Below are 13562 nucleotides of genomic sequence, written 5' to 3'. Positions count from 1 at the left end.
GGTCAGCGTCTCCGAGCATCCACCCCTTGCTCGTTTCCCGGCTCGCCCGGTCATTCATGCAACGCATCAGAGCCTTCGGCTCACGTCCTGAGGACTTCATCATCATGTCGAACATCGCACTTCTCGAGCGTCCCGCCGCCACCGCCGCGATCAGCACCGCACACTCGGCCCAGGAGTCGGCCGCACCACTCGCCGCCGATCTGCCCGCCGTCCGCTCTCCCCGTGGCTTCGCCCTCTACGTCGGTCTCGACGAGATCAAGGCCGCCGAGGCCGGAGTGAGCCTGCCGCTGCTCGTGGATGCGCTGCGACGCACGCTCGCCGAGCTCGCCCCCGGCGCGGAGACGCACGCCACCGTCGCGCTCGCCCCGCACGGTTCCGGCGGTCGCGATCTCGACGTCGTGCGCCTCGCCCTCCACGAGCCCGGGGCGATCGCCCGCACGAAGGCGGCCGCCGAGGACGAGACCACGGACGAAGAGGGTGGCGTCGTCGTCGACATCTCCCGCAAGCGCGTGCTGATCGACGGCGAGTCCGCCGCGTTCACGTACAAGGAGTTCGAGCTGCTGCAGTACCTGGTGCTGCGCGAAGGCCGCACCATCGAGCGCAGCGAGCTCGTCTCCGCCCTCTGGCAGGCGCAGGACGACGAGACCCCCGGTGAGCGCACGATCGATGTGCACGTGCGTCGCCTGCGCGCCAAGCTGGGCCGCTACGAAGACATCGTGCGCACCGTGCGCGGCATCGGATACCGCTTCGACCGCCATGCCGACGTCGTCATCCGCTACGGCCACGGCACTCCCTCGCCTGACCGCTTCTGACCCGCACTCCTCGCACACCTGTCGCTGAGTGCATCCATGGCCTGAGTGTCAGCGGCCCCGCGTAGGGTGAGCGCATGACCCTGACTGCGGATGCCGGAGCGGCCGATGCGGTCGCGCCGAGCGCACCGCAGCAGACCACCTACCGACCGGCAGAACCGGTCGATCTCCGCCGAACCGTCGGAATCCTGCGCCGCGGCCCGGGAGACCCGACGATGGTGCAGGACGGCGCCGTCCTCTGGCGCGCCCTGCGCACACCGCGCGGCATCGCGACGCTGGCACTGCGCGCTGTCAGCGGCGAGATCCGCGCGACCGCGTGGGGCGCAGGAGCCGCCCACGCGATCGAACATCTCCCCGTGCTGTGCGGTTCCCGCGATGACGCGTCGGGGTTCGACCCGTCGTCGCACCCGCTGATCGCCGAGGTCGCACGGCGCACGCCCGGCATCCGTCTCACCCGCACCGATGAGGTGTTCGATGCCCTCGCCTGCGCGATCATCGAGCAGAAGGTGACCGGCCTCGAAGCATTCCGCGCCTGGCGACTGCTCGTCACCCAGTACGGTGGGCGGGCGCCCGGCCCGACCCCGCGGCCGATGTACGCCGCGCCGACACCGGCCGAGTGGCGGCGCATCCCCTCCTGGGAGTGGCATCGTGCCGGAGTGCAGCCGCCGCAGTCGAAGACGATCGTGCGCGCCGCCGAGCGGGCCGAGAGCATCTCCCGCGCCCTGCTGGCCGCGCCGACCGGCGCAGAGCGAGATCGCGTGCTGACCAGCTTCCCCGGTATCGGCGTCTGGACGTCGGCCGAGACACGCATCCGCGCCCTCGGTGACCCGGATGCCGTGAGTGTCGGCGATTACCATCTGGCCCATGAGGTCGGCTATGCGCTCACCGGCCATCGCACGGACGACGACGGGATGCTCGACCTGCTCGAGCCCTGGCGCGGCCATCGGCAACGTGTGATCCGCCTCATCTTCGCGAGTCGGGTCAGCGAGCCGCGGCGCGGTCCCCGCTTCTCCCCCGAAGACCACCGGGGTCGATGACGAGGCGATTCCGCACCGCCGTCCGGGGGCAGGGGCTCTAGGCTGAGGCCATGTCCCGCGCCGTACTTCGCTTCCTCGTCACCGCAGGTCTCTTGATCATCGGCATCGTGATCGGGCTGATCTTCCAGAACGTCTGGCTCGGCATCCTGCTCGCCGCCATCGTGTGGCTCGGCTGGTTCCTGGGGTACGAGTCCCGCCGCGGCCACAACTCCGGAGTGAACGACGAGGACCACGGGATCGAGCTCTGACGCACCGCCGTTCGGACGCCGACGCTCAGTAGTAGACCGCGAGCGGACCGGAGGGCCCGTCGACCACCTGCACAGGCGTGTCGAACACCCGTGTGAGCACCTCGCCGGTCATGATCTCCGCCGGCGTGCCGAACTCGATCACGGTGCCGTCCTTCATCGCGCAGATGTGATCCGCGTAGTGGCCCGCGAAGTTGATGTCGTGCAGGACGATGACGATCGTGCGCCCGAGTTCCTCCGATGCGCGCCGCAGGTGCTGCATCATGTGCACGGCATGCCTCATGTCGAGGTTGTTGAGCGGCTCGTCGAGCAGGATGAACGGGGTGTCCTGAGCGAGCACCATCGCGACATACGCACGCTGCCTCTGGCCTCCGGAGAGTTCGTCGAGATAGCGCCCCTCGAGCGCCGCGAGGTCGAGGAAGTCGACCGCACGGCTGATGATCACCTCATCGGCCGGTGTGAGCCGTCCCTTCGAATGCGGAAAGCGGCCGAAGCCGACGAGTTGGCGCACCGTCAGCCGCGTCACGAAGTGATTCTCCTGGCGAAGGATCGAGACGATCTTCGCCAGGTCCTTCGACTTCGTCGAGGCGACGTCGAAGCCGGTGATCTCGATCGCTCCGGCATCCATCCCGTTCAAGCGTCCGATCATGGTGAGCAGGGTCGACTTTCCCGCGCCGTTCGGCCCGATCAGGGCGGTGACCCCTCCCGCCGGGATCGCCAGGTCGACCGGCCCGATCGCGACCTCGCTGCTGTACTCCTTGCGGACGCCGTCGAGAGTGATCACAGTCTGCCCTTTCTGAGGATGACGATGAGGAACACCGCGCCGCCGACCAGTTCGATCAGGATCGACACCATCCCCTGCGCATAGAAGACGTTCTTCATGACGAAGTACGCGCCCGCCAGGATCGTGAACGCGGTGAGGACGGCGACGGGGAAGATCAACCGATGGTCATGCGAGTCGGCGAACTGGTAGGCCAAGGTGGCGACGAGGAAGCCGAGGAAAGTCATGGGTCCCACGAGCGCGGTGGACGTCGCCATGAGCACCGCCACCAGGAACAGCACGACGAACAGCTCGCGTCGGTGGTCGAGCCCGAGCGAGCGTGCCGCGTCCGGCCCGAGCGCCATGAGGTTCAGTCGGCGCGCGCGCATCCACAGCAGCGCGGAGGCGCCGACGCACAGCGGAATCGCGAGCGGCAGGTACGACGCATCGGCATTGGAGACGTTGCCGAACAGTCGCGCGGCGAGCACATCGAACTCGCTCGGGGTGAGCAGGCGCTGCATGAACGTGGAGATCGCGCCGAGCCCGCCGCCGATGACGATGCCGATCAGCAGCATGAGCTGCAGGTTGCCGTAGCGGCCGGACAGGAGCCAGCCGTAGAGTGCCATCGCCAGAGAGACCATGATCGCGATCTGGATGCCGAACTGCCAGAGCCCTTGGATCGCGACGAGCCCGGCGACACCGAACAGGTACACCGTCGTCGTCTGGACGACCCGGTACAGGGACTCGAAGCCCATGATCGACGGCGTGATGATGCGATTGTTGGTGACTGTCTGGAACGCGACGGTCGCAACCGCCTGCGCCACCGCGACGACCGCCATCACCGTGATGTTCGTGGCGCGGTGTCGCGCGATCCGCCAGAAGCCTTCCGATGCGACCGGCATCGGATTGTCCCAGGCGAGCACTCCGAAGCCGAACACCACCGAGGCCGCAGCGAGGACGACGATCACGAGCACGTAGCGACGTCGTGCACGCGCCGTCGTGAACGAACCGGCCGAACGCAGCGCGTGACCCTGCACGGCGCTACCCACGGCGGCGCTGCCTCAACAGGAGCAGGATGAACACGACCGCCCCGAACACACCGAGGATCAACGACACCGGCACCTCGAACGGCATGATGATCGTGCGTCCGATGATGTCGCAGACGGTGACGATCGCGATGCCGAGCAGACACACCCATGGCAGATTGCTGCGCAGGTCATCGCCGCGCACCAGGGAGACGATGTTCGGCACTATGAGTCCGAGGAACGGGAGGTTTCCCACGACCACTGTCACGACTCCCGTGGTGATGGCGATCAGGACGGTACCGAGCAGGATGACCCGGTTGTAGTTCACGCCCACGTTCGTCGCGACCTCCTCGCCGAGACCGGCGATGGTGAGCCGGTCGGCGACGATGAACACGACGATCCCGACGAGCGCGACCACCCACAGCATCTCGTACTGACCTCGGAGCACCGACGTGAAGCTGCCGGCGAACCACACGCCCAGGTTCTGCAGCGAGTCGGTGACGAGCGCGAAATACGTCGACACCGCCCCCACCACCGAGCCGAGCATGATCCCGACGATCGGCACTATCAGCGATGACGTGAGCGAGACGCGTCGCAGGAACGCGAAGAACACCATCGTGCCGACGAAGGCCGCGACGACCGCACCGAGCATTCGCAGCGGGAGCGAGGGGTGCGGCACGAACACCATCACGGCGAGCAGGCCGAGCCCCGCCCACTCGGTGGTGCCGGTGGTCGTCGGCTCGACGAATCGGTTCTGGGTGAGGAGCTGCATCACGAGGCCCGCCATCGCCATGGCAGCGCCGGCGAGCACGAGGGCGATCGTGCGCGGAACACGTGTGATCTGGAACATCTCGGCCCCATCGGCCGCCCCGGCGATGTCGTACACACCCGTGAAGAGCGAGACGACGAGGAGCGCCGCGACGACGAGGACGCCGATCACCAGCTTGACGTCGAACAGCCGCCCGGCGGACCGAGGGGGCGACGTGAGATTCGTGGAGATCATCATGACGGGCGGCGGCACCCGGTCCCCCGACCGGGTGCCGCCGCACGGTCTCAGTTGCCGGCGCTCTTCTCGAGTGCGTCGGCGAGGTCGTTGAAGAAGGTCGTGTACGTCTGGATCCCCTCGTTGAGGTAGGTGTCCGTGGGCATGTACACGATCTGATCATCGGCGACCGCGGTGACGGACGCGAGCGCCTCGGAGTTCTCGAGGATCTCGGATGCCTGCACGTAGTCGGGCGTCTCGGCGGCGAACACCGCATCACGGTCGAGCACGAGGATCCAGTCGGGGTTCGACGCGGCGATCGCCTCCACCGAGATGTCGTCGCCCTGGTGGTCGTCGCTCGCGTCGTCGACCTCGAGCGCCGGAGTGAGCCCGAGGATGTCGTACACCGGGCCGAGCGAGCGACCGACGGTGGGTGCGAGGTACCCGATCGCCCCACCCGAGGTGTTGACGGCCATCACGGTGTCGGCGTCGACGTAAGCGGCTTTGGCGCGCTCGACGGCAGCGTCGAAGTCGTCGACCAGCTTCTTCGCCTCATCCTGCTTGCCGAAGATCTCGCCGAGGGCGGTGACCTGTCGCTTCAGCTCCGCGTCGAACGCTTCGCCCTCGCGCGGCTCCAGGTCGATGATCGTCGCGTCCGGGACGAGATCGGCGATCGCCTCATTGTGCTGGGTGAAGCGCTGTCCGCTGATGATGAGATCCGGCTCGACGGCAACGATGGCCTCGAGGTCGGGCTCGTTGTGCAGCCCGACGTCGACGATCGCGTCATCCTCCACGTACGACACTGTCTCCGGCATCAGCGCGACCGCTCCGGCGGCCAGTTCCACGTCCCAATCGGACAGCGTCTGGAACGTGCGGTTGTCGAGGGCGACGACCGATGTCGGGGGCGTGGCGACCTCGTGGCTGCCGGTGTTGTCCTCGATCGTGACGGAGTCGGCGGCGGCGGTCTGCTCCGGAGAGACGGTTTCGCCGGACGCACATCCGGCGAGCGCGAGAAGGCCGACGAGGCCGAGGCTCGTGGCGCTGAGGATTCTGGGCATGGACATGGAGAGACTCCTGTTCTGCGGGATGATCGCGCCGCACGACGGGCGCTGAAGGGAGTGAAGTTAGGGTTGCCTACCCTCACTAGAATTTAGGCTAGCCTGAATTCATGAGCGAGACCACCTCCGATTTCTCGATCGACCGGCGCGGACTGGACCTCGTGTTCCGCACCGTCACGATGACCGGGCGGGAGTGGCTCGCACCCGATTACGTGCGGATCCGTCTGACCGGCGCCGACCTCGCGGGCTTCGATTCCCCCGGAGCCGATGACCACATGCGGCTCTTCTTCCCCACCGGACCGGTGCACACGATCGACGAGCTGCGCGCGTCGCCGAGTCGTGAGTACACACCGCTCGCCTGGGGCGAGGACTGGCTGGACGTCGAGTTCGCCGTGCATGGCGATCAGGGTGTCGCCGCCCCCTGGGCTGCCACCGCTCCTCTCGGGTCGTCGATCGGCGTCGGCGGACCCCGCGGGTCCGCCGTACTCGTCGGCACACCCGGATCGTGGTTCCTGGCGGGCGACGAGACGGCGATCCCCGCGATCCGACGCTTCGCCGCGCTGGCCCCGACCGATGCCGCCGTGCGCATCGTGATCGAGACGGTCTCGGTGGGACGGGAGATCGACATCGACGCCCCGGTCGAGGTGGAGTGGCTGCACCGCGGCGATGCTCCCGCCGGTTCCGCGCTCATCCCGTTCCTCGATGCGCTCGACGCAGATGACGCGGTCGGCGAGGATCCCTTCGTGTTCATCGCTGCGGAGCAGTCCATCGTCAAGCCCGGACGGGCCCTCCTCGCGCGCTGGGACATCGACGCGGCGAAAGCCGTCGTCAAGGGGTACTGGAAGCGCGGCGAAGCGGAGTATCACGCACCGCACTGACAGGATGGCGGCATGGCACTCCTCGATCACCTGGGCATCACCGTCGCCGATCTCGAGCGCGGGCGCACGCAGTTCCACCCGATCCTCACCGCCCTGGGCTACCACAGCGGCGGCGAGGACGACCACTCGATCTCGTGGCACAACGGCGATGAGACCGAGATGATCCTCTACGTGTGGGATGAGGACTCCGCCCCGCACCGGCACGGACGCGTCGGCTGGCAGCATCTGGCGTGGGCCGTCGAGTCCCGCGACGAGGTCGATCGTCTGCACGCGATCGCCCTGGACGCGGGATGGACGGCTGTGCGCGATCCGAAGGAGTACCCCCGCTACAGCGACCGGTACTACGCCTCGTTCGTCGAGGACGACGACGGCATCCGCGTCGAGTTCATGTACAACCCGCCGCGCGATCCGGCTTGACTCCCGGGCGTGTCGCGCCCTAGTCTCGAAAAGCTGTGCCGACCGGCGCAGCGTCCAGCCGAGGAGACGACAGATGACCGCTCAGCGGAATCTCCCCATCGTGGCGGTGTTGCAGCTTCAGCCGAAGCGCAATGACCGTTTCGAGTCGTACCCTCCGGCACGCGCCGTGTGACAGCATCCGCTCTCACGCAGCCCCGTACCGACAGGTCCGGGGCTTTTTTTCATGAGTTCTCGACCTGTGGCTGACCAGCACACAAGGAAAGGAATCATGGAGAGGCTCTCCGCACGGCTGCTGTCATGGGCGTCGCTGATCGATGAGAAGACCATCGACCAGGCACGCACCGCCTCCGGCATGCCGTTCATCCACCCGCATCTGGCCCTGATGCCGGATGCGCACCTGGGCAAGGGGGCGACCGTCGGATCGGTCATCCCGACCCTCGGCGCGATCATCCCCGCCGCAGTCGGCGTCGACATCGGCTGCGGGATGATCGCCGTCCGCACCTCGTTCACGAAGAACGACCTCGCGGGTCTCGACCTCGCGCCGCTGCGCGAGCAGATCGAGCGCGCGATCCCGCTCTCCGCCGGTCGCTACAACAAGAAGATCGTCGCGACCGCCGAGCCCCGCATCGCGGAGCTCGAGGCGCTCGCCGAGACGCACGGCTTCGACCCCGAGACGTACGCCAAGAACTGGCGCCTGCAGCTGGGCACGCTGGGCTCGGGCAACCACTTCATCGAGGTCTCCGTCGATGAGCTCGACCGGGTGTGGCTGTTCCTGCACTCCGGGTCGCGGGGCGTGGGCAACCGGATCGCCGGACACCACATCTCCGTCGCCCAGCGGCTGGCGAAGCAGTGGTGGATCACCCTGCCCGACCCCGACCTGGCCTACCTCGTCGAGGGCACCGCGGAGTTCACCCGCTACATCCACGAACTGCGGTGGGCACAGCACTTCGCGCTGCTCAACCGTGAGGAGATGATGGACCGCGTCATCCGTCAGGTCACGGAGTTCCTCGGAACGCCGGTCGACGAGCAGGAGCGCATCAACTGCCACCACAACTTCACCGAGTCGGAGAAGCACTACGGCAAGCAGGTGTGGGTGTCGCGCAAGGGGGCGATCCAGGCGGATGCCGGTCGGCCGGGACTGATCCCTGGCTCGATGGGAACGGCCTCCTACGTGGTGGAGGGCCTGGGTGACCCGCAGTCTCTCAACTCCTCACCGCACGGTGCCGGTCGGGAGTACTCCCGCTCCGCCGCGCGCAAGACGTTCACGCACGAGCAGCTGCGGGAGGCGATGTCCGGCATCGAGTTCCGCGACACCGACGCGTTCATCGACGAGATCCCGCAGGCGTACAAGCCGATCGACCGGGTGATGGCGGATGCCGCGAGCCTCGTCTCGATCCGGCACACGTTGCGCCAGCTCGTCAACGTGAAGGGAGACTGAGCTCGGAGGTGGGTGGAGGTGCAGCTCCACCCACCTCTGCCACGTGGTGTGTGTCCCGTCCTGCACTTCGGCCGTTCCTGGAGCCCTGTCCACAGAAGCCGTGTGAACGCAGAATCCCCCACTTCGACCGGTGGCAGACTCGTCGCATCGATGCCAGCATGAGGGAGTGGGATTCATGAACGACGCGCAGATCTGGACCATGATCGGTTCCTTCAGCGCCCTGATGTTCGGCATGCTGACCGTGATCTCCACCCTCTTCGTGCGCGTCGTCCGCACCGAGATCGGCGGCCTGCGCAACGAGATGAACGGGCAGATCGGCGGTCTGCGCAATGAGATGAACGGACAGATCGGCGGCCTACGCAACGAGATGAACGGACAGATCGGCGGTCTGCGCAACGAGATGAACGCACGGTTCGATGCCGTCAACACGCGCATCGACGGGCTCGATCGCGACGTGCAGGCACTCGTCAAACGGAACTTCGGACTGGACCGCGAGTAGCACGCGGCACGCGTTCGGCCGTCAGGCGATCGGTGCGACGTCTGCGTCGACCGGCCGATCGGTGAAGGCCGTCTTCGGCACGAACAACAACAGCACCGCGGCCGCGAGGGCCGTCGCACCGCAGACGATCCAGACCGTGAAGTATCCGGCCAGCGACCCGGCAGTGCCCTCTGCCGCCCCGGCCGTGGCCGTCACGCCGTGCAGCAGCGCGATCCCGAAGATGCACGAGGCGATGGCGCCGCCCACTGTCTTGACCGAGTTGGTGAGGCCTGTCGCCACTCCGGTCTGCGACGCAGGTGCGGCGGACGCCGCGGCCGCCGGGAGCGCGGCGACCAGGGCACCGGAGCCGAGGCCCACGACCACCATGTTCGTGATGATCTGCGCATACGTGTCGTGGAACGGGAGGAAGAGCAGGAAGCCGACGCCCACCAGAACCGAGGCGCCCATCAGCGTGAGCCGCGGAGAGGTGCGGCGGGCGATCATGGGGAACAGCAACGCACCGGCGATCATGGCGATCAGATAGACCCCGATGATGAGCGAGGTCGCGAACCCCGTGGTGCCCAGACCGTAGCCGTAGACGGCAGGATCGGTGCGCGCGAACGTCGAGAGCGGCGCCTGAGCTCCGAGCACGCTGACGCCGAACAGACCCGCGGTGAGGAACACCGGCCCGAGCGCTGGAGAACGGAACATCCGCACATCGATCAGCGGGTCGTCGTGGCGCAGCTCCCACAGGGCGAACGGAACGACGAGCAGGATGCCGAGCAGCACGACCGCCCAGGACCACGGGCTCACCAGTCCCCCCTCGAGTCGCAGCAGGCTCAGGCCCCCGGTGAAGCAGATCAGAGCGAGCGAGATGAGGATCAGGCCGACCGTGTCGAACGCGCCTCCCGTCGGCTCCGGCGACTCCTTCACGCCGAACAGGATGACGAAGAAGCACACGACGATCAGCACGGCGGGCACGAGCAGCACCACCGTCAGCGGCAAGGCGTCGATCAGCGCTCCGCCGACGAGAGCGCCGATGATCGCACCGCCCTCGAGCGCGGCGACGAGGAGCCCGGCAGCCTTCGCGGTGATCGTCGAGCGTCCCTCCATCCGGCGCGACCGCGACCAGATCAGCGCGATCTCCAGCGGCAGCCACACCACGTAGAAGCCCATCAACGCCCAGGCGACGAGGAAGACCGCGAACGAGTCGGTGAACGGCAGCACCAGAGCCGCAGCCGCGGTCAACGCGGTCGAGATCAGCAGCATGCGTTTGTGGCCGACCATGTCGCCGAGCTTCGCGAAAGCCGGGACGACCAGCGCCGACAGCATCAGTTGCGTACCCTCGAGCCAGTTCACGTCGGCGTCGTGGATGCCCAAGTGCCGAGCGATGTCGGTCAGCATCGGCGTGTAATAGCCCTGCAGGACGCCGCTGGTGAACTCGACGAAGGCGAGGTAGCCGACGACGGCCGCGAGGGTGCCCAGTGTTCGGGTGCGCGTCATCGCGATTCCTGATTCTCTCTCGGCCCCGGAAACAACCGAAGGGCGGGTGAGATCACACTAGCCGTTCGAGCAGGGCTCGATGGAATCGCTCACCCCGCTCCAACGCGGCGACCTCGACGTTCTCGTCGACGCCGTGGATCGAGGCGCGCTGCGCGTTCGACATGTCCAGCGGTGCGAACCGGTACACCGCCGGCGAGAAACGGTGGAAGTGGCGGGAGTCGGTGGCGGCCATCATGATGTACGGCACGGCGGGCACTCCGGGGTGCGAGACGGCGAGCGCCTCGGCGAGCAGCGCGAACTGGGCATTCTCGGTCGACGACTCCGGCGATGGCTCACTCGCCTCGATGACGGTCACGGTCACGAGCGGGTCGTGGATGCGGCGACGCACGCGCAGCACTGTCTGCTGCGTCGTCTCGCCCAGCGCGATGCGCAGGTTGACGGTGGCGGTCGCCTGCGAGGGGAGCACGTTCGCCGCGGTGCCACCGGACTGCATGGTCGGCGCGACCGTCGTGCGCACCAACGCGGCGGGCTCTCCCCCCAGCAGCGCGAAGACACGCGAGGTCAGGGGTGGGACAGCGCCGAGCACTCGCAGCAGATGCCTGCCCGGACCGGGAGTCTGCTCCGCGAGCCGGGTCAGCATGCGCAGGACCGCCGTCGACGCCCGAGGGCGGAAGGTCGTCGGTCCGAGTCGATCGACCGCGCGCGCGATGCGGCGCACCGCGGTCAGTGAGGGTGGTGCCGATGCATGGCCTCCCTCGCCGCGCGCGGAGAGCGTCACGGTCATGACCCCCTTCTCGCCGACACCGATCATCGCCGCGCGCCCCGGCACGAACGGCAGCGGCGCGTCGACGACGGCCCCGCCCTCATCGACCACGAGCCAGGGCACGATGCCGCGAGCCTTGAGCACCGCCGCGATCTCCTGCGCCGCATGACCGTACGTCTCCTCGTTACCACCGAACGACAGATACACATCGCGAGCAGGCACGAATCCGTCGGCGAGCAGGTTCTCCACGGCCTCGAGGACCACAAGAAGCGGGCCCTTGTCGTCGAGTGCGCCCCGACCGTAGACGACTCCCCCGGCCACGACGCCGTCGAAGGGCGGGTGCGTCCAGGCATCGCTCTCGTCGACCGGCACCACGTCGTAGTGCGCCATGAGCACGACGGGGCCGTCGGATGCCGCAGCGGTGCCTCGCCAGTGGAAGAGGAGTCCGAAGTCGGTGTGCCGCTCGAGCACCAGGTGCTCGTGCGTGAGCGGATACAGTTCCGCGATCAGCGCGGCGAAGGCGTCGAAGGGTTCCTTCCCCCGCTGATCGACCTCGGCCGACACGGTCGGGATGCGGATCATCCGCGAGAGACGGTCGTCGATGCCTGGTCGCACGGTCGGTGGGGTCACATTCGCCATCGTATCGACCCGCGTGCGAGGCGGCGGAGTGCGGACGATCGCCGCCCGCGGCGCACAATGGAGGGGTGAGCCTGTTCACCTTCGCCCCCTCCCGCGGTCGTCGATGGCCGTTGGCGACCCAGGCCGCTCTCGGCATCGCCGCACCGATCGCCGTCATGACGCTCCTGGGCGAGCCCTCGCTGGGCTACGTGGCAGCCACCGGCGCGTTCACGGTGCTCTTCGCGGGATCGGCGGCAGTGATCGACCGCGCGCGGATCCTCCCCTTCGTCGCTCTCGGCCTCGTCGTCTGTGCGGCACTCGGAGCAGCCGTGGCAGGGCAGGAGTGGCTGGTCGGCATCGGCGTGGTCCTCATCGCGATCGTCAGCGCCGCCCTCTCGTTCGGATTCCGGCTGGGCCCACCCGGACCACTGTTCTTCGTGCTCGTCTTCGGTCTGACGACGCATGTGATCGGCGCCGCGACGATCTCGCCGTTCGTCTACCTGAGCGCGCTGGCCGCCGGATGCGCGTTCTCCTATCTGGTCGCGCTGACGCCGCTGCTGCTGCCGCGCGTCCGTGCCGTATCCGCCCGCCCGCTGCGCGAACTGCTCCCAGGACCGGCCCTGACCCCCGGCCGCCCGTCTGCTGCTGCTCCGGGTCGCCATCGTCTCAGTGCTGGGCGTGCTGCTCGGCCTGGTGATCGACCCCGAGCGCACCTACTGGATCGTCGGATCGGCCATCGCTGTGATCGGTGTCGCGGCGGCGCGCCGGGCGGCGTTCCAACGGGGGCTGCACCGGATGCTCGGCACCGTCGTCGGCGCAGGGGTGTACGTGCTGCTGGCACTCCTGCACCCCGCTGGCCTCTGGCTGGCGCTCCTCCTGGGCGCGTTGCAGTTCACGATCGAGTTGGTGGTGGTCCGCCACTACGCGCTGGCACTCGTCTTCATCACCCCGCTGGTGCTGCTGCTCACGGGGGCGGCCACGGGCAGCATCGGCTCGCTGGATGTCGCCCTCGAGAGGATCGTCGACACCCTCGTCGGGGCGGCGCTGGGGGCAGCATCCGGCGTTCTGCACCCGCGGGAACGACAGACGCAGGACTGACTCTCGCGTCAGCGGCGTCGGCGCGCCATACTCGGCTCATGACGCGCCCCTCCGATATCGATGAGTATCACCGCCGGCTCTCGCCGCAGGACCAGCAGATCTGCGACCTTCTTGCCGCCGAGATCGAGAAAGGCCTCCCCGAGGCACACGCGAAGGTCTGGCACGCGCATCCGGTGTGGTTCCTGGACGGCAACCCGATCGTCGGCTACGACCGGTTGAAGGACGCGGTCCGATTGATGTTCTGGAGCGGACAGTCGTTCCCTTCGCCGGGGCTCACGGCCTCCGGGTCGTTCCAGGCCGCAGAGATCCGCTACGACGATGTCGCCGAGATCGACACGGCGGCGCTGGCCGGGTGGCTCGAGTCCTCGCGGGCCGTCCAGTGGGACTACGAGCACATCCGCACCAACCGCGGCCTCGTCAAGCGCATCGACTTCTGACCGCGCGCCCCGATCA

At 68.0% G+C, this 13562-nt stretch carries 15 protein-coding genes; 9 read left to right on the top strand and 6 right to left on the bottom strand.

The genetic code is table 11. The features are described from left to right. Positions 1-104: 104 nt before the first annotated feature. From P0Y60_05280 to P0Y60_05270, 3 genes are all read left to right on the top strand, one after another. Complete coding sequence (locus P0Y60_05280; protein ID WEK62166.1) at positions 105-812, top strand: winged helix-turn-helix domain-containing protein; 708 nt, start codon at positions 105-107, stop codon at positions 810-812. A gap of 74 nt (positions 813-886) precedes the next feature. Then, positions 887-1846: a DNA-3-methyladenine glycosylase 2 family protein gene (locus P0Y60_05275; GenBank protein WEK62165.1), complete on the top strand. Its 960-nt coding sequence runs from the start codon at positions 887-889 to the stop codon at positions 1844-1846. Between the two features lie 50 nt (positions 1847-1896). After that, positions 1897-2094 carry a hypothetical protein gene (locus P0Y60_05270; protein WEK62164.1) on the top strand — a complete coding sequence of 66 codons (198 nt, stop codon included), beginning with the start codon at positions 1897-1899 and terminating at the stop codon, positions 2092-2094. A gap of 25 nt (positions 2095-2119) precedes the next feature. Here P0Y60_05270 and P0Y60_05265 read toward each other — a convergent pair whose 3' ends face one another. The 4 genes from P0Y60_05265 to P0Y60_05250 are packed head-to-tail and all read right to left on the bottom strand — an operon-like array spanning position 2120 to position 5922. Then, positions 2120-2875 carry an ATP-binding cassette domain-containing protein gene (locus P0Y60_05265; GenBank protein WEK62163.1) on the bottom strand — a complete coding sequence of 252 codons (756 nt, stop codon included), beginning with the start codon at positions 2873-2875 and terminating at the stop codon, positions 2120-2122. Next, on the bottom strand, positions 2872-3900 hold the full coding sequence (locus tag P0Y60_05260; protein ID WEK62162.1) for an iron chelate uptake ABC transporter family permease subunit: 1029 nt from the start codon (positions 3898-3900) through the stop codon (positions 2872-2874). Before P0Y60_05260 ends, P0Y60_05265 begins: the two co-directional genes overlap by 4 nt. Beyond that, on the bottom strand, positions 3893-4879 hold the full coding sequence (locus P0Y60_05255) for an iron chelate uptake ABC transporter family permease subunit (protein WEK62860.1): 987 nt from the start codon (positions 4877-4879) through the stop codon (positions 3893-3895). The genes P0Y60_05260 and P0Y60_05255 overlap by 8 nt, the downstream gene beginning before the upstream one ends. A gap of 50 nt (positions 4880-4929) precedes the next feature. Next, positions 4930-5922: an ABC transporter substrate-binding protein gene (locus P0Y60_05250; protein WEK62161.1), complete on the bottom strand. Its 993-nt coding sequence runs from the start codon at positions 5920-5922 to the stop codon at positions 4930-4932. Positions 5923-6026: 104 nt separating this feature from the next. Here P0Y60_05250 and P0Y60_05245 point away from each other — a divergent pair, with 104 nt between their 5' ends. The 4 genes from P0Y60_05245 to P0Y60_05230 all read left to right on the top strand — a co-directional run bounded on the left by P0Y60_05245 (position 6027) and on the right by P0Y60_05230 (position 9148). Beyond that, a complete protein-coding gene (locus P0Y60_05245) occupies positions 6027-6794 on the top strand; it encodes a siderophore-interacting protein (protein WEK62160.1) in 768 nt (255 codons plus the stop codon). A 12-nt stretch (positions 6795-6806) separates the two neighbouring features. Next, entirely contained in the window at positions 6807-7211 is a 405-nt protein-coding gene (locus P0Y60_05240; protein ID WEK62159.1) for a VOC family protein, read from the top strand. A gap of 268 nt (positions 7212-7479) precedes the next feature. After that, positions 7480-8649 carry an RtcB family protein gene (locus tag P0Y60_05235; GenBank protein WEK62158.1) on the top strand — a complete coding sequence of 390 codons (1170 nt, stop codon included), beginning with the start codon at positions 7480-7482 and terminating at the stop codon, positions 8647-8649. 175 nt (positions 8650-8824) lie between these two features. Further along, positions 8825-9148 carry a hypothetical protein gene (locus tag P0Y60_05230; protein WEK62157.1) on the top strand — a complete coding sequence of 108 codons (324 nt, stop codon included), beginning with the start codon at positions 8825-8827 and terminating at the stop codon, positions 9146-9148. A gap of 21 nt (positions 9149-9169) precedes the next feature. Here P0Y60_05230 and P0Y60_05225 read toward each other — a convergent pair whose 3' ends face one another. Both P0Y60_05225 and P0Y60_05220 read right to left on the bottom strand, forming a co-directional pair. After that, positions 9170-10630: an MFS transporter gene (locus P0Y60_05225; protein WEK62156.1), complete on the bottom strand. Its 1461-nt coding sequence runs from the start codon at positions 10628-10630 to the stop codon at positions 9170-9172. A gap of 52 nt (positions 10631-10682) precedes the next feature. Then, positions 10683-12032: a M20/M25/M40 family metallo-hydrolase gene (locus tag P0Y60_05220; protein WEK62155.1), complete on the bottom strand. Its 1350-nt coding sequence runs from the start codon at positions 12030-12032 to the stop codon at positions 10683-10685. A gap of 648 nt (positions 12033-12680) precedes the next feature. On the opposite strand from P0Y60_05220, the gene P0Y60_05215 reads away from it, so the two are divergent. Together P0Y60_05215 and P0Y60_05210 are read left to right on the top strand one after the other, a co-directional pair. Continuing rightward, on the top strand, positions 12681-13109 hold the full coding sequence (locus P0Y60_05215; protein WEK62154.1) for an FUSC family protein: 429 nt from the start codon (positions 12681-12683) through the stop codon (positions 13107-13109). A gap of 38 nt (positions 13110-13147) precedes the next feature. Next, on the top strand, positions 13148-13546 hold the full coding sequence (locus P0Y60_05210) for a DUF1801 domain-containing protein (protein WEK62153.1): 399 nt from the start codon (positions 13148-13150) through the stop codon (positions 13544-13546). The last annotated feature ends 16 nt before the right edge of the window (positions 13547-13562 follow it).

The sequence above is a fragment of the Candidatus Microbacterium colombiense genome, from assembly GCA_029203165.1.
In the GTDB taxonomy this organism is placed as follows: domain Bacteria; phylum Actinomycetota; class Actinomycetes; order Actinomycetales; family Microbacteriaceae; genus Microbacterium; species Microbacterium colombiense.
This window is presented reverse-complemented; position numbering and strand designations above follow the sequence as displayed.

Excerpts from the sequence above, each read along its gene's own strand:
- P0Y60_05210 (WEK62153.1), top strand. The coding sequence starts at position 13,148 with ATGACGCGCCCCTCCGATATCGATGAGTATCACCGCCGGCTCTCGCCG.
- P0Y60_05245 (WEK62160.1), top strand. The coding sequence starts at position 6,027 with ATGAGCGAGACCACCTCCGATTTCTCGATCGACCGGCGCGGACTGGAC.
- P0Y60_05240 (WEK62159.1), top strand. The coding sequence starts at position 6,807 with ATGGCACTCCTCGATCACCTGGGCATCACCGTCGCCGATCTCGAGCGC.
- P0Y60_05230 (WEK62157.1), top strand. The coding sequence starts at position 8,825 with ATGAACGACGCGCAGATCTGGACCATGATCGGTTCCTTCAGCGCCCTG.
- P0Y60_05225 (WEK62156.1), bottom strand. The coding sequence starts at position 10,630 with ATGACGCGCACCCGAACACTGGGCACCCTCGCGGCCGTCGTCGGCTAC.
- P0Y60_05255 (WEK62860.1), bottom strand. The coding sequence starts at position 4,879 with ATGATCTCCACGAATCTCACGTCGCCCCCTCGGTCCGCCGGGCGGCTG.
- P0Y60_05275 (WEK62165.1), top strand. The coding sequence starts at position 887 with ATGACCCTGACTGCGGATGCCGGAGCGGCCGATGCGGTCGCGCCGAGC.
- P0Y60_05220 (WEK62155.1), bottom strand. The coding sequence starts at position 12,032 with ATGGCGAATGTGACCCCACCGACCGTGCGACCAGGCATCGACGACCGT.
- P0Y60_05250 (WEK62161.1), bottom strand. The coding sequence starts at position 5,922 with ATGTCCATGCCCAGAATCCTCAGCGCCACGAGCCTCGGCCTCGTCGGC.
- P0Y60_05235 (WEK62158.1), top strand. The coding sequence starts at position 7,480 with ATGGAGAGGCTCTCCGCACGGCTGCTGTCATGGGCGTCGCTGATCGAT.
- P0Y60_05280 (WEK62166.1), top strand. The coding sequence starts at position 105 with ATGTCGAACATCGCACTTCTCGAGCGTCCCGCCGCCACCGCCGCGATC.
- P0Y60_05270 (WEK62164.1), top strand. The coding sequence starts at position 1,897 with ATGTCCCGCGCCGTACTTCGCTTCCTCGTCACCGCAGGTCTCTTGATC.